Genomic DNA, 23,155 nt, shown 5'->3' on the forward strand with positions numbered 1-23,155 from the left:
TGGCACGGTAGTCACGGGCCGCATCGAGCGCGGCAAGGTGAAGGTTGGCGAGGATGTCGAGATTGTCGGCTTCCGCGAGACCCGCAAGTCGGTTTGCACGGGCGTTGAAATGTTCAAGAAGCAGCTGGACGAAGGCCTGGCAGGCGATAACGCCGGCATCCTGCTGCGCGGCATTGCCAAGGAAGACGTGGAGCGCGGCATGGTTCTGGCCAAGCCGGGATCGATTACGCCTCACACCAAGTTCAAGGGGACCATCTACGTCCTGAGCAAGGAAGAAGGCGGCCGTCATACGCCGTTCTTCAAGGGTTACAGGCCGCAGTTCTACTTCCGTACGACGGACGTGACGGGCGTGGCGGAATTGCCTGAAGGCACGGAGATGGTGATGCCGGGCGACAACGTGGAGCTGACGATTGAACTGATTACGCCAGTAGCCATGGAAAAGGGATTGCGGTTTGCCATCCGCGAAGGCGGACGCACGGTAGGCGCGGGCGCGATTTCGGAAATTATCAAGTAGCGAGTGTGCAGTGAACAGTGGACAGCCGAAGCTGCTGCGGTTCAAGCAAAGAGCGACGGCAGGCGAAGAAAACTGATCACTGTTCACTGAACACTGATCACTGGAAGGATTTGAAATGCGGGAAATTGTGACATTGCAGTGTACGGAGTGCAAGGAGCGGAACTACTCTACGACGAAGAACAAGAAGACGACCACCGGCCGTCTCGAGTTCAAGAAGTTCTGTAACCGCTGCCGCAAGCACCAGCCGCACAAGGAAACGAAGTAACGAGACGAGTGATCAGTGTCAGTGATGAGTGGTCAGTTGGATTTTGCTCAAGAAGAGTCATTGGACTTGGACTAAGCACTAAACTGACCACTGTTCACTGTTCACTGACCACTAGCTTTTAGGGGCGTAAGCTCAACGGCTAAACTGTCGGTCTCCAAAACCGAACTTGGGGGTTCGAATCCCTCCGCCCCTGCCAGATTGGGAAAACAGAGCATCAGAGATCGGGGAACAGAGATCAGGAAAAACGGGAAGCTGCTGAACGACCACGAAAAACTGATCACTGTTCACTGACCACTGTTCTCTGAGAAGGATTGGAAGTATGGCAACAGAATCAGCAATCAAGAAGGGCGACGACCATTCCGCCAAACGGCAGGAGCCGAACGCTTTGACGAACTTCTCAGGCGGCGCGATGGGAGCGTGGAGTAACTTCACCGGCTTCCTGAGCGACGTTCGCGCGGAGATGAAGAAGGTGGTCACGCCAACACGGAAGGAAGTTCAGGCCACCACTTCCGTGGTCATCATCACAGTGTTTATCTTCGGGTTTTTCTTCTGGGTGACGGACAGCATTTTCAGCAGGGCTCTTCAGGCGATATTACACAAGCTGGGCGCGCAATAAGACGTGCAGCATCGAATCGAGACAGGAATGGCAGAAGAACAAGAGAAGGCCGCCGAACAGCCGCCGGCGCCTGAACGCAACCCGCTTTTCAAGTGGTACATCCTTCACGCCTACTCGGGGTTTGAGCGCAAGGTGCGCGAGTCGATCGCGAGCCGCGTCGAGGCCTTCGGGCTGCGCGACAAGGTGGGGCGCGTGATGATTCCCACCGAACCCGTGACCGAGATTATCAATGGCAAAAAGCGCACGGTGGAGCGCGTCTTCCTGCCCGGCTACGTGCTGGTGGAGATGGATCTCGACAACAACCTGTGGCACGTGTTGAAAGACACGCCCAAGGTGACGGGCTTTCTGGGCACGGGCGACAAGCCGGTGGCGCTGAGCGAGGAAGAAGTGAGTTCGATTCTCTTCCGCTCGGAGACGGCTAAAGAAAAGCCGCGGATGAAGATCAAGTTCGAGAAGAACGAGCAGGTCCGCATTACTGACGGGCCTTTTGCCAACTTCAACGGCGTGGTGGACGAGATCAACGAAGATCGCGAAACAATGAAGGTCATGGTGACCATCTTCGGACGCTCGACACCTGTCGAACTGGAGTTCAGCAAAGTGGAAAAGATTGAGTAGTTGCAGCTTTCAGCTATTAGCTTTCAGCTTCTAGCCGGTTCGGTGACTAGCCGCCGCCGGTTGCGAGCAAACGCTTAGGCGCAACACCAAAATCCGCAACGACACCGACCAGCTAAAAGCTGATGGCTAGAAGCTACAAGCTGGTTTCCGAAGGAAACATCAATGGCACCTCCGAAGAAAATCACCGCACAGGTCAAGCTGCAGATCGAAGCAGGCAAGGCCACTCCCGCGCCGCCGGTCGGTCCCGCATTGGGCCAGGCGCAGGTCAACATCATGGAGTTCTGCAAGCAGTTCAACGCGCGCACGCAGAACAAGGAGATGGCCGGACTCATCATTCCGGTTGTCATCACGGTTTATGCCGATCGCTCGTTCACCTTCATTACCAAGACGCCGCCCGCGGCTGTCCTGCTGAAGAAGGCTGCGGGTCTCGCCAAGGGATCGGGCACGCCCAACAAGGAAAAGGTGGGCAAGGTGACCGAGAAGCAGGTGCGCGAGATCGCCACGCAGAAGATGCCCGACCTGAATGCCGCCTCAATCGATGCGGCCGTCAAGAGCATCAAGGGCACGGCACGTTCCATGGGCATTGAAGTTGTAGGGTAAGTCCGGACTGGCTTACTACGGCAAGACCAGAGATGGTGCGTCGTAGCCAGTGTTTTCCAAGGTCGCCGCTGGTTGTTGGTGATGTCGACTTGAAATCGTGGCTTCGGCAAACAACATTCTCTGGTCTTGCTCCTGCCCTAAATGAAATGCCCTCCCCGCGGGGAGGGCATTTCTGCGTTTGCAATCTATTACGGAAGCGATTGGAGTTCTGCTCCGGAAAGCCTACTTCGGCGGAGCGGGGGTGAAGATCTCGCGCCGAGCTGGTTCTGGCTTCGGTTTGGGTTTCGGCGCCTTCTTGGCTTCTTTTCTACCTTTGTCTTTGCTTCCCATGGTTAAAAGCATGACACAAACTTCGGCCAGGGGAAAGAGCAAATCGATTGAGTGCGCCTCTGCTATATCATCCACGCTGCTAGCGTGAATGCGGCTGCAGTGATGAGTGAGCCTACCTCCCCGGTCCCCAAAAGCGAGGGACCGGGGGCACCCTCGGCGGGTTTGAAAACGATCTTCGGGACCGGGGATACCGCTCGCCTCCCGTCAGAAGATTGAAGAACGACACGATCCTCGGTCTCGGTCACCTGCACCCAGTCTAGAGAAACGCTGAAGCGAATCTGTGCGATCCTGTTCTCTCGTCGGGTCATCCAACCGGAATCCTGTCTCCGTGGTCGTGATTACAGACCTGCTTCGCTCTTTTAGTTTTGGCTTGCGTTTTCGGCTGTCCCAGGCCGGGCAAGTGCTAGTATGCTTCCCGCATGTATCCCGGCGGTCGATGGTTTCGTGCGCTTGCTTTGGTTGCTCTCGCGATCCTCGTGCCAGCGGTTTCGGCCCAACATTCGGGCAGCTTGCCAAATCAGACAACTTCCGAGAGCTCGTATGTGGAATCAAAGTTTGAGCTCGCCACTACCGATCCTTCTCGCGATACCGCGTTTTATTCAAAGCTGGGATTTCGCGTTGTCGCGAAGACATCGTATGGGTACGTGACGCTGAAATCTGGGCCCGTAGTCATTGCTCTGAGTCCAGTCGCCAGGATCGACTCCGGCGATGCGGCTTCGTTATCGAAGCTTCGGCACCCACCGGTTGGAGTGGAGATCGTTTTGTACACCACCGAGAATCTCGAAGAGAAGCACGCAAGACTAAGGCGCCTGGGACTGAACCCGACCGATATTCGACTCCAAGCATGGGGAGTCAGGGATTTTAGAATCACTGATCCCGGCGGCTACTACATCCGCATCTCTGAGGGGCATGCAATACCCGCCAACTGAGGACGGCATTGTCGGCCCCGACAATGAATGAGCCTCGATTCCGAAGTCCCGATTTTCTGTTTCATTCGAGTGTGTTGTGGACCGATTCGGCGGTAACTTCAGGGTGAATCGGGTTTCAGCCGAAGCCTGAATGCCTACCGCGCGTCAGGTTCGCACGCTGCCCGGGGTGGACCCAGGCGGCAGCGTGAACTGGATGCCGGAAATTACACTGAATCCGGCACCCAGCTCAAACTCAAATTCATCCGTTGTCTATTTCTTTTCCCCCGTCACCGCTGGCCGCGCAAGATGATCGTGGTTGAGGATTGCATTGAAGACCAGGGCATAGTCGCCGATGGTTTCGCCGCGATAGATGGGGTTATTGCCGAACAGCAGCACGCTGCCCTGGCCGAGGTGTGCGTTGACCACGACGGCGTGCTCGGCGATGGAGCCGGCCTTGTCGAGGAGGCCGTCGAGCAGCAGGTCCTTGTTGCCGGCGAAGCGGAGGATAACCTCAGGGCGCATCGCTTCAGGGATCACGGAGAAGTTGTTGCGGGTCTGTTCTTCATTCAGCTTCTTTGCCTGCCAGGCTTCCACCTTTTCGAGTGGCTCCGCGTCCACGGCTTTCCGGCCAAGGGCTTCGTCGTTCTCTTCAAGGCTGCCGCGGCCGGTGGGTCTTTCCGCATAGGGGTCCATCAACAAGCGCCCGCCGGCGCGGCCCAGGGTATTGCTGATGTTGAAGGCCATGCCGTTGGCGCTGATCACGGGCAGATTCGTGCCGTAGCCGGCGGCAATCGGATTGTCTTTGGCAACGAAGACCGTGTTGAGCACGGAGCCAACGATGCGGGCATCGCCACGTGCCACGGAGCTGACGCCCGGAGCGAGGCCGGTATCGATAGCGAACTGCGCGGTGTCTTCGCAGGTGATCAGCAGGCCGCCCTGCTCGACGAATTTCCGGAGGTGCTCGAGGCCATCGTAGCCGAGGCCGGGACGGATATCGTCCGTGGAGTCGATGCGACCGAGGTTTGGTGTGATGTCGGATTTCTTCCACGGCATCGCGTTGTTCCACATCGGCAGGCCGTTGATGATGTCGAGAGAAGACGAGCGGCCGACGGGGGCGAAGATGATGACGTCGTACTTCGAGCGCAGATCATCCTGCCTGGCGACGGCTTGTGTGCTCATGTAGTCGAAGGGAATGCCGGCGGTATCGAAGGCGTAGCGCCACCAACCTTCGGTTTGTGTGGCAAGCCAGGTGTGCATGAAGGCGATGCGGGGAGCTGCAACCTCGTGCATGGCGACGGAGGGTGCCGCGCTGAGATTTGAGCCATCGAGTGCAAGATCGTGAAGTGCGGCAGCGACCTTGTCGTCGGCGCTGTTGATGAGGAGCGAGCCTGCAGCGTAGTGTTTGCCATTGGCATCGAATGGTTTTTCGGCGACCTGGATCTTCGCGTCCTTAAGTTTGTAGATGAGGGAGAGCAGCGAAATCTGGCCGGTGTTGTTGACGGCGATGATGGAACCGGCTCCATCGATCTTGCCGACCAGCGTGGACGGATCATCGACGGGCTTCATCGAGGCTTTGAGGATTGCCGAATCGGAGATACGCACTGCCTTCACGTTGAAGAGGTGGGTGAAGGACCAGCCAGTGTCGTCGTAGGGATGCTTCTGCGGATCGTCGGGCGCCCAGAACTGGCGGTCAAGCAGGGCATCGGCGATGCGCGAGTAGGGCTGATCCATGCGCACGACGATGCTGCCGGCGGGGAAGGTCTGCGGCTTGGGTTTGTCGGCGCGCTTCTCTCCTCCGACATCTGCAGAGATTGCGTCGGTGAGTTGCTGGATTTCGACATGCTGGCGCTTGAGAACCTTCAACAACTCGACTTCGCGATTGGTTGCGGCGGCGTCGGGCGCAATGACATAGGCAGCGGGGCCTTCAAGGGTCGGCTTCTGAATTGAGCGCTTGCTCTTGGTGTAGTAGTTCTCGAGGAAGTGATGCCCGTGCTGCGCGAAGTACGAAATCGTGGTGAGCAGCGCGCTCTGTTCGTAGTTATTGTTGTCGCGCTGCGACCAGGTAACGATGGGCAGCGGCGGATTCTGGCGGTACCAGGTACGTGAGTATTCTTCGGGATCGAGAATGCGCTTTTCGGTGTCGGCGCCGCCGTTGCCGAATGTCTCGTAGAGGCGACTGATGCCGTTGTGCATGGCGGCGAGGAACATCAGGTACCCGGGACTCCATGTATCGAAGTCGCCGTGGGTAAAGACGCCGGGCATGCCGAAGTTCTGCATCTGCGCGACGTTGTTCCAGCCAAGTTCGGCCCATTCATCGGCGAGGAGCGGGTCGACCCATGCGTTGTAAGGGCCGTCGCCGACGGTGTTGTCGTAGAGGAAGGGAACGGATTCGTGCAGATCGTGCAGCACCTGCGCGTGCCAGTCAATGTAGGTATCGAGCACGTTGCGCGTCAGGTCGAGGGTCATGCCCATGGCGTCGCGATTGTTGTCGTGGGCGACGTAGTGGCCCCAGTAGAGGAGGTGCGGCCACTGCTCGTTGGGGTGGGCCTTGTGCCAGCGATAGATGTCGACCATGCGGTCGCGGCCATCGACTTCAACCACCGGGGTGATGAGGACGATCATGTGCGAGCGGATGTACTTGATATACGGCGAGTCATCGACGGCGAGGCGATACGCCAGCTCCATCAGTGCGGTGGGCGCGCCGGTTTCGACGGAGTGAATGGTGCCGGTGATGTAGTAGACGGGGTAGGACTGGTCAATGAGCGCGCGAGCCTTGGCGTCGTCGAAGTTGATGGTGCGCGGATCGCCGAGCTGGGCGAGACGCTGCTTGTTGGCGTCGGCGTTCTTGAGCAGGTCGGCATCGGCGATGGCGACAGCGATCATCTCGCGGCCCTCTTCGGTGTGTCCGATGGTGACGACCTTGACGCGTGGGCTGGCAGCGGCGAGCGAGCGGAAGTACTTGTAGACGTCTTCGGCGTAGGGCAGCATGTCGGGAGCGCCGGAGACATCGCCGAGAGTTTTGGCAGGGGTGGGCACGGTCTTCGAAGCAGGCAGGTAGTCGACCAGCGGCGACAGGAACGACGGGTCGGTCGTGTACTTGTGGATGTGGTCGGTGTATTCCTGATCGACGGGCTGCTGCGGGTCACGGGCGAAGTTGGTGTTCAGCGCGGATGTTTGAGCGGCAACAGAAGCGGCGCAAAGGACAAAGGGAAGGACAGACAGCGGGTAGAGTCTCATAATCCTCGGTTGGAACAAGTGTTGTTGGGTCGCGCGATGTATCCACTGGTACCACGGCGGGGCAGGGGAGTTCAATCAAGACTAAGATGAGAGGCCGCCGGCTGTATATTGCTCCTATTCCCCGTTCGATGTCGTCCAGTCAGCACAAGGAGGAAACCTGGTGTGTGGAAGATAGCCCGATGGCCTCTCGTGTCTGCTGCGACCGTGGTCCTCGCGCTCCCGCTGAGCGCGCAGGATGCGCTTTCTGTGCCGCCGTCGCAATGCGTCTTCCGCTCCGGCGACGATGTGCACTGGGCCGAGACCAACCTCGATGAATCAGCATGGCAGCCGGCCTCACAGCGGGTCGAAGCGTCGACAGGCGAAGCCCACTTCTGGCTTCGCTGCAAGCTCGTTCCCGCGGAACTCGCGCCGTCCATTCGTCCGGTTTTACAGGTGGCGGGGGATGCGGCCTACGAAATCTTTCTCGACGGCAGGCTGCTGGCGCGCTTCGGGAATGTGAATAACGGTTCTCACACTGTGGGGGTCGTCAACCAGTACGAGTCACCCGCGCTTTACCACGGCGCGCCGCCACTCGAGCTCGCCGTTCGCATCGCATACAGCCCTACGCTCTATGGCCAGCAGGCGTTGCCATGGATTTTGATCGGCGATGCGGGTCAGATGCGCAACAGCTACGACGCACGAGCATGGAATGCCGTACGCTTGCGCTGGATCATCTGGCTGTGCAACGCGATCATGGCCGCGGCCGGGCTGTTTTTCATCACTCTCTACTTCTTCGATCGTTCGCAGCGCCTGTTGCTGTGGGCCAGCCTGACGTGGCTCGGCCTCGCCATGATCCGCTTCGGCGAATTCCTGGTCACGGCCTCGGTGCATTTCCCCTCCAGCCTGGAGTATTCCCTTTACGCGATCGGGAACACAGAGCAGATCTTTTATGCTCTGTTCTTCTTCGCGCTGGCTGGGCGGCGCGTCCCTACCTTGTTTCGCGCACTTTTGACGGTCAACGTTATCAATAATGGCCTGCTCTTCGTACCCATTTTTCTTCCATTGCGACAAAGTATGGCGATGCGTTACTGGGTGGATATGTCTCCCCAGCTCCAGTCCTTCTTTGTTCCCATTGAGGTGCTCATCGCCTTCGCGCCATTAGCGGCTTTCTGGCCGATCAACAAGCTTTCACGCTCCCAGCTGGCACTCTACTTTGTTTGCTCCTTCTGGATGGGCATGGATGTGCTTTATCTCGGCGTGCAATTCCCCTTGTTGCACTTCGGAACCTTCTTCTTTCTCGCCTTCCAGAGCGTGCGTTCCGTGTCCATTGCGGCCGTTGTCGTAGCTATGACACTGCTGCTCATTCAGCGCATCCGCAACACCAACCGGGAGCGCGCGGCACTTTCGGCGGAGATGCGCGCGGCACAGGAGATTCAGCGGATCCTGGTTCCGCAGCGCATTGAAAGCGCGCCCGGTTTCGAAGTTGAAGCGGTGTTTCTGCCTGCGCAGGAGGTGGGCGGTGATTTTTATCGTTTTCGTGTGCTGGAGGATGGAACGCAGTGGATGTTGCTGGGGGACGTAAGCGGGAAGGGAGTCGGCGCCGGTATGACGGGGGCCATGCTGCTGGGAGCGTGCGAAGGCCACACGGCGGACCCTCCGGCAGTTCTGCTGGGACATTTAAACCGCGTGCTATGCGAGAGCCAGGTCGGGGGATTTGCCACGTGTCTCTGCGCACGCATTGAGCGAGATGGAACGGTTCTATTGGCGAATGCGGGCCATTTGGCGCCGTACCTTGAGCGCAGGGAGATCCGACTGGAAAATGGACTACCGTTGGGTCTCACGGCGGACGCGAGCTACCTGGAGGAATCACTGCATCTCGCCTCGGGAGATGCGCTCACATTTTTGTCGGATGGAGTCGTGGAGGCGCAGGATGCAAGCGGCGAGCTATTCGGGTTCGACCGAACCCAGGCGTTAAGCGGGAAGCCGGCTGCGGAAATCGCAGATGTGGCGAAGCGATTCGGGCAACGGGACGACATTACCGTGCTGCGGGTGTCGTTTGCCGCCACACCGGCGCTTACGCTGGACGCGTAGGAACGTTCGATCTCACGCGAAAGGACCTTTCGCAATCAATTCGTCGGAGAATCAGTCATGATTGCGGTCTCCTTAGCAACTGAGTCGAATCGTGGGCACTGGTAAAGCTTGAAACTTGACCAGTACCGAATCGTGGCGCAAAAAAAGCAGGCAGGTGCTTTCAAGATCACCTGCCTGCGGTCTTTTGCAGGAATTCCTGCGGATCAACTTACTCGCGCGCGGTGGCGGCGCCGGTGACGAGCACTTTCTGCGGCGAAGCGACCTTTGCGGACGGGACCTTGAGATCGACTTTCATTGATTCGATCTCTGGCTTGCCGTTCGAAGGCGCAGTAAAGTTGAGCTCGTACTGGTTATTCAAGCGACGGCGCAAATCCTGCAGGAACGGCTGGAGCGAAACGGGATTGCCAAGACCTTCCCAATAGCTGTTGCCGCCGGTCGCCTGTGTGACCGTCAGCAGGAGGTTCTGTCCGGCGTTGCTTTCATACCAGCTGTTGTTGGCTCGCCCCATGTCTTTCCAGTAGATCGAGTACACGATCAATCCGCCGCGTACTGAGTCGTTGATCGCGGTCGTCACGTACGGATCATCGGGGTCGTACCGCCGGTCGTAATTATCAACGCCGTCGGTGATCATGAGCACTTCGCGCCGAGCCGTGCGATCGTGCGACGGCCAGTTCTTGGCGAGGTCGGATAGGCAGAAGTAGGGGCTGGCATTGGAGCCGGGGAAGCCGGCGCTGAGATGCAGTCCTTTCAGGACGTCGGCTGCATTGGACGAAAGCTGGCTGGAGAAGGCCGCGCGTCCAGCATCCATATAGGCGATCGCCATTTTGGTGTTGGGCGGCATTTCCTTCACGAAGGCTTCAATCTCGGAGAATTCGGATCCCAGGCTGGTGCGTGAGCCACTATCGAGAAGCAATACAAGTTCGATTGGACTGTTGGCTTCTGCAAGCGGGGTGAAATTCGTGACGGTGGAGTCCTTGCCGTTCACCTTAAGCTTCAGGCTCTGTGCGGGAACCTGGCTGACAGTGCCGTTCTTGGCAGACGGCAGAATGGTAACCACGGCACGGCCTTGTCCCATTTGATCGTTTTTTTGCGCAAAGGCCGGACAAACCGCGAAGATCGCAGTTGCGGTCAGCGCAATGGATAATCCTAGTTTTTTCATATTGTTATTCCTCAATGAAGCACCCGCTCAATCGACTCTGGCCAGGGTGCTGGTCTCTTCTTCTCTTTCCCTTATTTAGATGCGATGTCGGGAAATTTGTTGCGGTGCTTCTCTCAACCCTAAGCATGCCATCACCTTGCATTCTGCAAAATCAAAGCGAGCCGGAAAGCAAGTGCGGCCAATTCATCGGATTTTGATTTGACCGGGACCTGGCCGGATTTGATGATGGGCGTCGTAAGAACATGCATTTTACGGAATTTGATCGCTAATCCGAACCAGTTCTTTGTCTTCGGATTCAAGGATTCTGACCTGGGGGGCTCGGCATTTTTGCCCCAGTTCCCGGAACATCGGGAGGGTCCGGCCTTTCCGCGGTAGGACTTGGGCGCGGTTTCGTGAAGGGAACCGGCGCCTGAACCTTTCAGCTGCCGAATGTAATCTAATTAGGAGCCTCGTTTGTTGCACTTTTGCCGCTCTTTCCGCTATGATTCAAAGATGTGCTCGGGGATATGCCCGGGCTGTCAATAGCACCACGGCTTTTGGACCTGTTCGAGGGCGTAAGCGCCGAGGGTTTAAGGCGCATAGCTTCCAGGTTCCCCGAAATTGGGGCTGGCAACTGCGGTGGGAGACGAGGAACTGATGGCTAAATCCAGCAAGAATATTGCGAAGGCGCGTGCGGCTGTAATCAAGCCCGCGTATCCGCTGACCGAAGCGGTTACCCTGCTCAAGGAAGTGAAGTACGCCAAGTTCGACGAGACTGTCGACCTGACCATGCGTCTGGGTGTCGACACCCGGCATGCCGACCAGATGGTGCGCGGAACCGTGGTTCTGCCGCACGGACTGGGCAAGACCAAGACCGTTGCGGTGATCGCTTCCGGCGACCGCCAGAACGAAGCGCGGGAAGCCGGCGCTGATTTTGTCGGCGGCGAAGAGATGGTCGAGAAGATTCAGAAAGAAAACTGGACCGCATTCGATGCGCTGATCGCGACGCCCGACATGATGAAAGTGGTTGGCCGTCTTGGCAAGGTGCTCGGACCCAAGGGATTGATGCCGAACCCGAAGACGGGAACCGTCACGCAGGATGTAGCGGCGGCGGTGAAAGAGATCAAGGCCGGCAAGGTGGAGTTCCGCGCCGACAAGACCAGCCTGGTGCACGTGCCGGTGGGCAAGCTGAGCTTTGCGCCTGAAAAGCTGGTGGAGAACGCGACCACGGTGATTACGTCGATCGTGCGTGCCAAGCCTTCAGCGGCGAAGGGTAAGTACATCAAGAGCGTCACGCTGAGCTCGACGATGGGCCCGGGGGTTCCGCTGGATTCAGCGGTGGCGGACGCGGCGGGCAAGCATTAAGAAGCCAGTGAACAGTGGTCAGTGAACAGTGGTCAGTAAGTGCTAGTGACCGGACGCTGATGGACTGGCGAAGAGGCTGATGAAGTTTGAAGCGCCGATTCAGGCGCGGAGCAGGGATAGAAGAGGCTGAACAGCAGGTTCCGGGAAACTGACCACTGATCACTGATCACTGTCCACTGTCGTAGCGGAGCGAAGACATGGCAATTTCGAAGGCAAAGAAGACGGAGAAGGTCCAGCAGCTGGCGAAGGAGCTGGAGACCTCGACCACAGCGATTATCGGCACGTTCAGCAAGCTGACGGTTGCCAAGGATTACGAGCTGCGCAAGGTCATTCGCGAAGCGGGTGGCAAGTATCGCGTGGTGAAGAACAAGCTGGCAGCGGTTTCGGGCGAGGGTACCTCGATCGCTCCCGCGCTGAAGGGCCTGAAGGGCGTGAACTCGGTTGCGTTCACCTCGGGCGACCCGGTGGCGCTGGCCAAAGTCTTCGCCAAGTGGGCGGGCGAGAATGCGGAGTTCCAGTTCAAGCTGGGCATCGTCGATGGCAAGCTGCTGAACGTGCAAGAGGTCAAGGCGCTCGCGACCCTGCCGGGTAAGGAAGAGCTCTTCTCGAAGCTGCTCTACCTCATCAACGCTCCGGCGCAGCGGCTGGTAACAGTGATGAACGCTACCGGACGCGACCTGGCCGTAGTGATCAACCAGGGCGTGGAAAAAGAGAAGTTCGCTGCGGCGTGAAGATTTGTGGATCCCACCCATTTCACAAAAAGTGCGAAATGGATGGGGCACCCAGTTCTTAGCGGACAGCTAAGGCTAATAGCTACGGGCTGGTTTTAAGGGTTTTGGTATTAGGCAGGCGGGAAGTGCGCGGGTCTGGCGCATCGGAAACTTCCACTGCGAGGGGACGTGATCCTGGATAGGGATTTCGTCTTGATCGGGAAATTCAACAAACGATTTTGAATGGAGAACAAAAATGGCGGATCTCGCACAGTTGGAAGAACAGATTGTTGGCCTGAGCCTGCTTGAGGCAGCGTCTCTGGTGAAGAAGCTTGAAGAGCGCCTCGGCGTTTCGGCAGCAGCGGCAGCCCCGGTTGCAGCTGCCGGTGGCGGCGGTGCGGCAGCGGCTCCGGCGGCCGAGGAGAAGACCGAATTCCAGGTCATTCTCAAGGATGCCGGCGCGAACAAGATCAACACCATTAAGGCCGTCCGCGAGGTTACCTCGCTCGGCCTGAAGGAAGCCAAGGACCTGGTCGATGGCGCCCCCAAGGCGTTGAAGGAAAGCGCGACCAAGGACGAGGCTGAGGCGATCAAGAAGAAGTTTGAAGGCGTCGCAACCGTCGAAATCAAGTAGTTTGGTACGCGACTTGCAAGAAGAGCCGGGACGCGCTACGATAAACGTTGCGCGTCTTTTCGGCCCATGCTTGGATTTCCGCGGTTTGGGCGAAAACCACTACAGCGCGTCTTAATCAAGAGTCAAAGGGCACAAATGTTTCGCACCCTCGGCTGGGCCAAGCAGCCACGGGGCAAACATCAACGCGAAGTTAAGTGCTCTCGTGTCATCGGGATAGGCGGGTTTCCCGGGGACGGATGTCGATTGGCAGGCGGCGGCGGCAGAAGCGAGCTTTGGGATCGGCGATAGCAGTGCAACAAGAGTCGGATGGGAGCACAGGCAATAAGCCGCGCTCGTGAGGAATTGTGTCCTCGCGGGCATTTGTGTCTCTAACACGGCAGATTGGGCTGTCTCAGCAAAATCTACCATGCATTTGCAGGCATTGGGGGCCGGATCTTCGGCTGGCCTGTTACCGATTGTGCGCAGTCTAGCGCAACACCCTGAAGTGCGACAACGCCTGTGGCGCGATTTTCACCGCGCCGCAATCAAGTAAATACGCTTGGCGCGGAGATTCCGAAAGCTCGGCTGGAGTGTGGCTGAACGTTTCGGACGGGACTTGGCAACTTGCGGGGAGCCAGTCTGGACTAACGGTTTTTCTACGTAAACTGCTGGCGCCTCGAGACTCAGGTGCCGGCCCGGCGCGAACCTGGATGGCGGGTTTGCGCTGGTGTGACGAGCCTCAGGAGTGATGCATGCCTAACGAGAAGCGCGCGATTCGGAGCCGGCTCGATTTTTCCAAGATTCCTACCGCAACCCAGATTCCCAACCTGATCGAAGTGCAGCGCCGCTCGTACGAGCGTTTTCTGCAGATGGACAAGCTGCCTAACGAGCGCGATGACTCAGGGCTGCAGTCGGTGTTTGTTTCTGTTTTCCCGATTACTGACTTCCGCGGCATCTCGCAGCTTGATTTCGTCGACTACTCCATCGGCAACTGGGAGTGCAAGTGCGGCCACCTTAAAGGTCTTCATCACCTGCGCACCGCCTGCACGCATTGCGGAGCCATGGTGATTACGGATCCGTTTCTTCCTGGCGATGTTCTCTGCCACAAGTGCGGAACGTACAACAAGAACGTTCCCGACTTCTGTAACAAGTGCGGCGATCCGGTCGGCCTGCAGCTGAAGTATGACCAGCAGGAGTGCGAAGAGCGCGGCATGACGTTCTCTGCACCGCTGAAGGTGACGGTCCGCCTGACGATTTACGACAAGGATGCGGAGACCGGCAACAAGACCATTCGCGACATCAAGGAGCAGGAAGTCTTCTTTGGCGACATTCCGCTGATGACGCCGAACGGCACCTTCATCGTCAACGGCACGGAGCGCGTGATTGTTTCACAGCTGCACCGTTCGCCGGGCGTCTTCTTTGAGACGGCGAACAACCGCACCTACTTCCTGGGCAAGATCATTCCCTATCGCGGATCGTGGGTGGAGTTCGAGTACGACCAGAAGAACACGCTCTACGTTCGTATCGACCGCAAGCGCAAGTTTCTGGGAACCATCTTCCTGCGCGCGCTCGGTCTTCGCTCGGACGAGGAGATTCTCAAGACCTTCTACACCATCGACCGCTTCCACGTAGCGGATGGCAAGGTGCAATGGGCTGTTTCGCCAGACAAGGTGGCGACCCACCTGCTGGGAGCGAAGCCGGCGCACGCCGTTCTGCACAAGGGCGAAGAGATCGCGCACTCCGGCCGCAAAATCACGGCGAGCACGCTGAAGGCGATCCGTGCGGCGAACATCGACAAGATTGAAGTGGAATCGGCCGAACTGGATGGGGCAATCACGGCTGCCGACATTGTCGATCTGAACACCGGCGAAGTGGTTGTCGAAGCCAATGTTGAGCTAACTGCCGATCGCCTGCACAAGGTGATGGCAAGCGGCGCGACGAGCTTCGAGCTGTTCTTCCCCGAGCGCGACGACGTGGGCAACATCATCACCAACACGTTGAAACGTGACTCGGTACACAAGCCGGAAGAAGCGCTCATCGAAATCTACCGCAAGCTGCGCCCGGGCGATCCGCCGACGCTCGACACAGCGACTGCGTTGTTTGAAGGCATGTTCTTCGACCCGCGCAAGTATGACTTCTCGCGCGTGGGCCGTTTGAAGTTCAACATCAAGCTCTACGAGAGCCAGGATGCGACGCCGCTCGATCACCGCACGCTGACGCCCGAGGACTTCTATGCGACCATCCGCTACCTGCTGAAGCTGCGCAAGAATATCGGCATGGTGGACGATATCGATCACCTCGGCAACCGCCGTGTGCGCGCCGTCGGTGAATTGATGGAGAACCAGTTCCGCATCGGACTGGTCCGCATGGAGCGCGCCATCAAGGAAAAGATGAGCGTGTATCAGGAGCTGTCGACGGCGATGCCGCACGACCTGATCAACGCCAAGCCGGTCATGGCTGCAATCCGCGAGTTCTTCGGTTCGTCGCAGTTGTCTCAGTTCATGGACCAGACGAATCCGCTGTCGGAGATTACGCACAAGCGCCGCCTGTCGGCTCTTGGACCGGGCGGCTTGTCGCGTGAGCGCGCGGGATTCGAAGTCCGCGACGTGCACCCGACGCACTACGGACGAATCTGTCCGATTGAAACGCCGGAAGGTCCGAACATCGGCCTGATCAGCTCTCTGAGCTGCTTTGCGCGGATCAATGAGTATGGATTCATCGAGTCGCCTTACCGCAAGGTGAAGGACTCGCGGATCCTGGATTACGTTGAGATCGTGAACGCGGGCGAAAGCGGACTGCGCGTCGGCGACCACATCGAGAAGGAAGAAGCGATCAAGCTGAATGCTTCGCTGAAGAAGGGGAACAAGCGGCAGATTGACTACATGCCGTACAGCTTCTACCTGTCGGCGTGGGAAGAAGACAAGCACACTATCGCGCAGGCCAACATCGAGTTCAACGCGGAAGGGCAGATCACCGAAGACCTGGTGAATGCGCGCCGGCAGGGGAACTTCGTACTGGTGAATCGGACCGACGTGGACTACATCGACGTCTCGCCGAAGCAGCTCGTCTCCGTGGCCGCATCGCTGGTGCCGTTCCTGGAGCATGATGACGCAAACCGCGCGCTGATGGGCGCCAACATGCAGCGGCAGTCTGTGCCTCTGCTGGTGGCGGAAGCTCCGCTGGTGGGTACCGGCATGGAAGGCGTTACGGCTCGCGACTCGGGCGCCGTGATTCTGGCCAAGCGCAACGGTATCGTGGACTCGGTCGACTCCGAGCGCATTATCGTGCGCGTCGAGGGTGAACACCATCCCACGCAGCTGTCGCGTGAGGTTGGATCGGACATCTATACGCTGATCAAGTTCAAGCGCTCGAACCAGAACACCTGCATCAACCAGAAGCCGGTGGTGCGGGAGGGTGAGCGCGTGGTGAAGGGCCAGGTCATCGCTGACGGTCCTTGCACGGAACAGGGTGAGTTGGCGCTGGGACGTAACGTGCTGGTGGCCTTCATGCCATGGCGTGGTTACAACTTCGAGGACGCGATCCTGATCAGCGAAAAGCTGGTGCGTGAGGACTACTACACCTCGGTTCACATCGAGGAGTTCGAGATCGAAGCTCGCGACACGAAGCTCGGTCCCGAAGAAATCACGCGCGACATTCCCAACGTCAGCGAGCATGCGCTGCGCGACCTGGACGAGAGCGGAGTTATCCGCATCGGCGCCCAGATCGGCCACGGCGACATCCTGGTCGGCAAGGTTACGCCCAAGGGCGAGACGCAACTGACTCCGGAAGAGAAGCTGCTGCGCGCAATCTTCGGCGAAAAGGCCGGCGATGTTCGCGATGCTTCGCTCACGTGCCCCCCGGGTATCGAGGGTACGGTGGTCGATGTTCGCATCTTCTCGCGCAAGGGCCAGGAGAAGGACGAGCGTGCCAAGCAGATTGAAGCGGAGTACGTAGCCAAGCTCGAAAAGAACCTGGGCGACGAAATCCGCATTTTGACGGACGAGCGTCTGAAGCGTCTCGAAGCGATTCTGGGCGGCAAAGAAGTGTTGGCCGATCTGCACGATGAGCGGACCAACAAACGCTTGATCACCAAGGCTGCGCTCCTGGACCGCGAAACGATCGAGCGCATCTCGACCAAGAACCTCAAGCGTATTCGCTACAACGACAAGGACCCCCGCGTCAACGAGCAGATCGATGAGATCGAAGAGATGACCTCGCGCCAGATTGAAGTCCTGCGCAAGATCACCAACGAGAAGATTGCGAAATTGCAGAAGGGCGACGAACTGCCTCCCGGCGTCATCAAGCTGGTCAAGGTCTACGTTGCCATGAAGCGCAAGCTTTCAGTCGGCGACAAGATGGCCGGCCGTCACGGCAACAAGGGCGTGATCGCGCGCATTCTTCCGGAGGAAGACATGCCGTATCTGCCCGATGGCACACCGGTGGAGATCGTTCTGAATCCGCTTGGCGTTCCTTCTCGTATGAACGTCGGACAGATTCTGGAGACGCACCTTGGCTGGGCTGCCCATGCGCTTGGCGCCAAGATCGCCGCATTGATCAAGGCCAACAGCGACGTTGAGGCAACGCGCGAACTGATGAAGAAAGAGTTTGCCGGAACCGCAACGCTGCGCCAGTTGCTCGAACTTGATGACGAGATGCTGCTTCGCGTTGGAGCGGGCATGCAGCGGGGCATCTGGTTTGGAACCGCGGTGTTCGATGGCGCCAAGGAAAGCGAGATCAAAGCTTTGCTGGCTTCAGCCGGTCTGCCTTCATCCGGCAAGACGGCGCTGTTCGACGGCATGACCGGCGAGCAGTTTGAACAGCCGGTCACGGTGGGCTACATCTACATGCTCAAGCTGTCGCACCTGGTCGACGACAAGATTCACGCTCGCTCGATCGGACCGTACTCGCTGATCACGCAACAGCCACTGGGCGGCAAGGCGCAGTTCGGTGGACAGCGCTTTGGCGAAATGGAAGTGTGGGCGCTGGAAGCTTACGGCGCTGCATACATCCTGCAGGAGCTGCTGACCGCAAAGTCCGATGACGTTTATGGCCGTACCAAGATTTATGAGGCCATCGTCAAGGGTGAAGCGGCAATCGAGCCGGGTGTGCCGGAGTCGTTCAACGTGCTGATTCGCGAATTGCAGTCGCTGTGCCTCGACGTGGAGTTGATCAAACGCGCAGATCTGCTGAAGAAAGCTCCTGCGCCGGAAGTTGCGGCAGTTGCTGACTAATTGAGGATCCCCAGGTCTCAGAATCGAGACCTGGGGCACCCACAGTTAGCCGGAAGCAAAGAGTTTTTCGGTGTCCTTCTTGAAAGCGGTAACCGCCGCTTCCCGGGAAGGAAGGACCCGCTAAAGAATCCCCGGGAGATACCGCGGCGAGCGCTGAAAGCCTTGCCAAGGAGGGTTACCTTGTTCCGTTCAAACCCGTTTGAACTCACCAGCCCGATTACCGATTTTGACGCTATCCGCATCATGCTTGCTTCGCCGGAGAAGATCCGCAGCTGGTCGCATGGTGAGGTCACGAAGCCGGAAACGATCAACTACCGCACCTTCAAGCCGGAGCGCGATGGCTTGTTCTGCGCCCGCATCTTTGGACCTGTAACGGATTGGGAGTGTCTCTGCGGCAAATACAAGCGCATGAAGCACCGCGGCGTGATCTGCGACAAGTGCGGCGTTGAAGTGACGGTGAGCAAAGTGCGCCGCGAGCGCATGGGCCACATCGAGCTCGCGTCCCCTTGTTCGCACGTGTGGTTCTTCAAGGGCCTGCCGTCGCGCATCGGCCACCTGCTCGATATTTCGCTGCGCGACCTGGAGAGCATTCTCTACTTTGAGTCTTACGTTGTGGTCGACGTGGGCGACGCTCCGGTGAAGGAGCGCGAGATCATCAAGGACGAAGCCCGCTACCGTGAGCTCGACCAGCAGTATCGTCCGTCCGGCTTCAAGGCCATGATGGGCGCAGAGGCCATCAAGGAATTGCTGAAGCGCGTCCAGATCGAGGAGCTTGGCCTGGAACTGCGCGAGCGGATGAAGACCGAGACCTCCGCGCAGAAGAAGATCAAGTACGCCAAGCGGCTGAAGGTCGTTGAAGCCTTCCGCAAGTCGAGCAACAAGCCGCAATGGATGATTCTCGATGTGCTGCCAGTCATTCCTCCAGAGCTGCGCCCGCTGGTGCCGCTGGATGGTGGCCGCTTTGCCACGTCGGACTTGAACGACCTCTATCGCCGCGTCATCAACCGCAACAACCGGTTGAAGAAGCTGATGGACCTGCACGCGCCTGAAGTGATCGTGCGCAACGAAAAGCGCATGCTGCAGGAAGCCGTGGATGCTCTGTTTGATAACGGCCGCCGCGGTCGTGTGCTGCGTGGCGCCAACAATCGCCCGCTCAAGTCGCTCTCCGATACCCTCAAGGGCAAACAGGGCCGCTTCCGTCAGAACCTGCTCGGCAAGCGCGTGGATTACTCGGGCCGGTCTGTAATTGTCGTAGGTCCGGAATTGAAGCTGCACCAGTGCGGTCTGCCGAAAAAGATGGCGCTTGAGCTGTTCAAGCCATTCATCTATCACCGCCTGGAGCAGACAGGCCACTGCACGACCATCAAGCAAGCCAAGGAAATGGTGGAGATGCAGGAGCCGGTGGTGTGGGACATCCTTGAAGAAGTCATCAAGGATCACCCCGTGCTGCTGAACCGCGCCCCAACGCTTCACCGCCTCGGCATTCAGGCGTTTGAGCCGGTCCTCGTCGAAGGTAAAGCCATCAAGATTCACCCATTGGTCTGCACCGCCTTCAACGCCGACTTTGACGGCGACCAGATGGCCGTGCACATTCCGCTGTCGCCTGAGGCGCAGATCGAAGCCAGCGTGCTGATGCTCGCTTCGCACAACATTCTTTCGCCGGCTTCGGGCCAGCCGATCACCGTTCCTACACAGGACATGGTGCTTGGTCTCTATTACCTGACCAAGATGAAGAAGGGTGGCATTGGCGAAGGCCGCGTGTTCTCGAACACGGAAGAGATCCTGATGGCCCTCGAAGCGCGCCAGGTGGAAACCCTGACGCCGATTCGTCTGCGCTACACAGGCAAGGTGCTCGACATGACCACCGCCTACGACGATCAGGATTTGACGCATACCGAGCCGGTTGACTTCAACAATGAGTACATCAACACCACCGTCGGCCGCGTGATCCTGAACGACGCGCTTCCTTCGGGCATGCCGTACATCAACGGCCTGCTGAAGAAGAAGGGCATCGGCCAGCTGGTCAATTATTGCAACCAGAACCTCGGTCTTGAGGTGACGGTGGGCATGCTCGATCGCATCAAGCAGCTGGGCTTTAACTATGCCACCAAGTCGGGCTTGTCAGTTGGTCTGGACGACATGGTCATTCCTGCCAGCAAGTACACCACTGTAGACGAAGCCGACAAGAAGGTGATCGAGGTCCAGAAGCAGTACATGGACGGCGCCATCACCAACGGCGAGCGGTCCAACAAGGTCATCCAGATGTGGTCGGCTGTAACGGACCAGGTTGCGGACGAGATGTTCGGCAACATGAAGAAGGCGGACGACGAAGGAGCCATGAATCCGATTTACATCATGGCCGACTCCGGCGCGCGCGGTTCGAAGCAGCAGATTCGCCAGCTTTCGGGTATGCGCGGATTGATGGCCAAGCCTTCCGGCGAGGTTATCGAAACACCGATCACTGCGAACTTCCGCGAAGGTCTGACGGTGCTCGAATACTTCATCTCGACCCACGGCGCACGCAAGGGCCTGGCCGATACGGCGTTGAAGACCGCCGACTCGGGCTACCTGACACGCCGCCTGGTTGACGTGGCGCAGGACGTGATCGTTACTGAATACGACTGCGGTACGAGCGAAGGCATCTACGTGGGCTCGATCGTTGAGTCCGGCGAGATCATCGAGCCCATGCGTGACCGCATCATCGGGCGCGTTTCCCTTGAAAGGATCAAGGACTACGACGGCAACGTAGTGGTTGAAGTGAACCAGCCCATCGACGAAGACATCGCTTTGGGCATTCAGGGTGCGGGTGTCGAGAAGGTGAAGATCCGCTCGGTGCTGACCTGCGAGTCACGTCGCGGCGTCTGCGCGCTCTGCTACGGGCGCAACCTTGGTTCGGGCCGGATGGTCGAGCTCGGCGAAACCTGCGGCGTTATTGCGGCGCAATCCATCGGCGAGCCGGGAACGCAGCTTACCATGCGTACCTTCCACGTCGGCGGAACCGCCAGCCGCGTGCAGGACAAGTCGCGCCTCGATGCCAAGAACAACGGCTTCGTGCGCTTCATCAACCTCAGCACTGTCGAAAGCAAGGACGGCGCGCTGGTTTCGATGAATCGCTCGGGGTCAATTGCTGTAGTGGACGAGCGTGGCCGTGAAAAGGAGCGCTACCAGGTGGTTTATGGCGCGCGTCTCCGCGTGAAGGACGGCCAGGCTGTCAAACTCGGCGAGCTTCTGGCCGAGTGGGATCCTTACACCTACGCCATTCTCACTGAGATCGGCGGCACGGTGCAGTTCAAGGATCTGCAAGAAGGCATCACGCTCAACGAGGAAGTGGACGAAGTCACCGGCCTGTCGCGCTGGGTGGTTGCGGACGCTGCCGATGAGAAGCGCCAGCCTGCCTTCATGGTGAAGAACGCGAAAACGCACAAGCGGTATCTGTTGCCTCGCGGCGCTCACCTGATGATCCAGGACGGCGACGAGGTAGGTCCGGGCGATGTGCTCGCGAAGATTCCGAAGGAGTCGACGCGTACCAAGGACATCACCGGGGGTCTGCCGCGCGTTGTCGAACTCTTCGAAGCCCGCAAGCCGCGCGAGACGGCCATCATCAGCGAGATCGATGGTGTGGTCCGCTTCGGCGAAGTTGCCAAGGGTCAGCGCAAGATTTACGTTACGGCTGACAATGGCGACGAGAAGGAATACTCGGTACCTCGCGGTATCCACGTCAACGTGCAGGAAGGCGAACGCCTTCGTGCCGGCGACCCGCTGATGGACGGTCCCTTGAACCCCCACGACATTCTTGCCGTGCTGGGCGAAAAGGAACTGCAGGCTTACCTGGTGAACGAAATTCAGGAAGTCTACCGTCTGCAGGGCGTGGCCATCTCAGACAAGCACATCGAAGTGATTGTCCGGCAGATGCTGCGCTGGGTGCGCATCGACGAAGTGGGCGATACCAACTTCCTGCTTGAGCAGCAGGTCGATCGCTTCCGCTTCCGCGAAGAGAACGAGCGCATCGTCAGGGAAGGTGGCCGCCCGGCACTCGGTCGTCCGCTGTTGCTCGGCATCACCAAGGCTTCGCTCTCGACAGACAGCTTCATCTCCGCAGCAAGCTTCCAGGAGACGACGCGTGTTCTTACCGAAGCCAGCATTAACGGAGCGATCGACAATCTCCGCGGCCTCAAGGAGAACGTCATCGTCGGCCGGCTCATCCCGGCAGGCACGGGCCTCGAGTACTACCGCAACGTCCAGCTCTCACCGGAACTGGAAGAAGCGGCAGCGCGCGTGCAGCAGGAGGTTTCGGCAGAGATCGAAGCCGCCGAGCGCGAACTCGAACTCATGCGCCAGGAAGGCGAAGCCGAAGAGATGGCAGCCGAATAAGGATAGTTGTCAGTGGACAGTGGTCAGTAAACAGAAGGCCCGGCGCAAGCCGGGCCTTCTGTTTTTGCCGCGCTGCGACGAGAATCAGCCTCGTGTGACACTTTCGAGTGATAACCAGAGTCATGTGAAGACTCTAATGTCCGCAGGCATTACCAGGCCCGCTGTCGGCCGATTCATTCGAATCGGTTTCATCAACCGGAGAGACTTCGTAAGGTGCGAGGAACTTTCCTCTGGGTTCTCTAATCTTCTACCCGGTGCGGAGGGCATTCTTGGGCTGCAGATCTGTTTTTCAGCGGCTAATATGTTGTGCCGCATGCAACGGAGCAAGCCTGGCGGCTGCGGAAAAAGGATTGATTACGGGTCAGCTTCCTCGAAAGCATCCGGCTAAAGCCGACCTTGATTTGATTGGCTTTTATCGGCAGCTGGCCTGACGAATCTCGATGTGGCTCTGCGATGGAGCGCGCATAAGCGCTGGACTTCGCATAGCATCGTCGCAGATTTCCTGCCTGTCGCATTTGAATACACACATTAGTGGTCACTCAAACACCGTCGATAAGGTAATTAATTGGAGG

The 23,155-nt window shown here is 58.4% G+C and carries 14 protein-coding genes and 1 tRNA gene; 13 read left to right on the forward strand and 2 right to left on the reverse strand.

Annotation, left to right across the window (positions count from 1 at the left end; all coding sequences use genetic code 11):
* The 7 genes from VK574_RS08500 to VK574_RS08530 form a co-directional block, all read left to right on the forward strand.
* Positions 1-514: EF-Tu C-terminal domain-related protein (locus VK574_RS08500; RefSeq protein WP_472799411.1), on the forward strand; the 514-nt coding region annotated here is incomplete at its 5' end.
* 115 nt (positions 515-629) lie between these two features.
* A complete protein-coding gene (gene rpmG, locus VK574_RS08505; RefSeq protein WP_150173272.1) occupies positions 630-779 on the forward strand; it encodes a 50S ribosomal protein L33 in 150 nt (49 codons plus the stop codon).
* 120 nt (positions 780-899) lie between these two features.
* Positions 900-975 (forward strand) — tRNA-Trp (locus VK574_RS08510).
* A gap of 123 nt (positions 976-1,098) precedes the next feature.
* Entirely contained in the window at positions 1,099-1,395 is a 297-nt protein-coding gene (gene secE / locus VK574_RS08515; protein WP_472799412.1) for a preprotein translocase subunit SecE, read from the forward strand.
* A 27-nt stretch (positions 1,396-1,422) separates the two neighbouring features.
* Positions 1,423-2,010 carry a transcription termination/antitermination protein NusG gene (gene nusG / locus VK574_RS08520; RefSeq protein WP_472799413.1) on the forward strand — a complete coding sequence of 196 codons (588 nt, stop codon included), beginning with the start codon at positions 1,423-1,425 and terminating at the stop codon, positions 2,008-2,010.
* Positions 2,011-2,172: 162 nt separating this feature from the next.
* Entirely contained in the window at positions 2,173-2,610 is a 438-nt protein-coding gene (gene rplK / locus VK574_RS08525) for a 50S ribosomal protein L11 (protein ID WP_472799414.1), read from the forward strand.
* Between the two features lie 872 nt (positions 2,611-3,482).
* Positions 3,483-3,869: a VOC family protein gene (locus VK574_RS08530; RefSeq protein ID WP_472799415.1), complete on the forward strand. Its 387-nt coding sequence runs from the start codon at positions 3,483-3,485 to the stop codon at positions 3,867-3,869.
* A gap of 249 nt (positions 3,870-4,118) precedes the next feature.
* Here VK574_RS08530 and VK574_RS08535 read toward each other — a convergent pair whose 3' ends face one another.
* The gene (locus VK574_RS08535; protein ID WP_472799416.1) at positions 4,119-7,085 is read right to left on the reverse strand and encodes a M14 family zinc carboxypeptidase; all 2,967 of its coding nucleotides are present in this window, start codon (positions 7,083-7,085) and stop codon (positions 4,119-4,121) included.
* Positions 7,086-7,274: 189 nt separating this feature from the next.
* Between VK574_RS08535 and VK574_RS08540 the strand changes: the two genes are divergently transcribed.
* Positions 7,275-9,155, forward strand: a complete 1,881-nt coding sequence (locus tag VK574_RS08540) for a PP2C family protein-serine/threonine phosphatase (protein WP_472799417.1) — start codon at positions 7,275-7,277, stop codon at positions 9,153-9,155.
* Positions 9,156-9,363: 208 nt separating this feature from the next.
* On the opposite strand, the gene VK574_RS08545 is transcribed toward VK574_RS08540, so the two are convergent.
* Positions 9,364-10,314: a vWA domain-containing protein gene (locus VK574_RS08545; protein WP_472799418.1), complete on the reverse strand. Its 951-nt coding sequence runs from the start codon at positions 10,312-10,314 to the stop codon at positions 9,364-9,366.
* A gap of 636 nt (positions 10,315-10,950) precedes the next feature.
* Here VK574_RS08545 and rplA point away from each other — a divergent pair.
* The 5 genes from rplA to rpoC all read left to right on the forward strand — a co-directional run bounded on the left by rplA (position 10,951) and on the right by rpoC (position 22,583).
* Positions 10,951-11,658, forward strand: a complete 708-nt coding sequence (gene rplA / locus VK574_RS08550) for a 50S ribosomal protein L1 (protein ID WP_472799419.1) — start codon at positions 10,951-10,953, stop codon at positions 11,656-11,658.
* A 197-nt stretch (positions 11,659-11,855) separates the two neighbouring features.
* Complete coding sequence (rplJ, locus tag VK574_RS08555; protein ID WP_472799420.1) at positions 11,856-12,389, forward strand: 50S ribosomal protein L10; 534 nt, start codon at positions 11,856-11,858, stop codon at positions 12,387-12,389.
* 235 nt (positions 12,390-12,624) lie between these two features.
* The gene (gene rplL, locus VK574_RS08560; protein WP_472799421.1) at positions 12,625-13,002 is read left to right on the forward strand and encodes a 50S ribosomal protein L7/L12; all 378 of its coding nucleotides are present in this window, start codon (positions 12,625-12,627) and stop codon (positions 13,000-13,002) included.
* 731 nt (positions 13,003-13,733) lie between these two features.
* Positions 13,734-18,212, forward strand: coding sequence for a DNA-directed RNA polymerase subunit beta (rpoB, locus tag VK574_RS08565; protein ID WP_472799422.1), 4,479 nt, complete (start codon positions 13,734-13,736; stop codon positions 18,210-18,212).
* Positions 18,213-18,392: 180 nt separating this feature from the next.
* Positions 18,393-22,583 (forward strand): DNA-directed RNA polymerase subunit beta', encoded by a 4,191-nt coding sequence (rpoC, locus tag VK574_RS08570; protein ID WP_472799423.1) that lies wholly within the window; start codon positions 18,393-18,395, stop codon positions 22,581-22,583.
* Positions 22,584-23,155 lie beyond the last annotated feature (572 nt).

It is taken from the genome of Occallatibacter sp. (assembly GCF_035317045.1).
In the GTDB taxonomy this organism is placed as follows: Bacteria; Acidobacteriota; Terriglobia; order Terriglobales; family Acidobacteriaceae; genus Telmatobacter.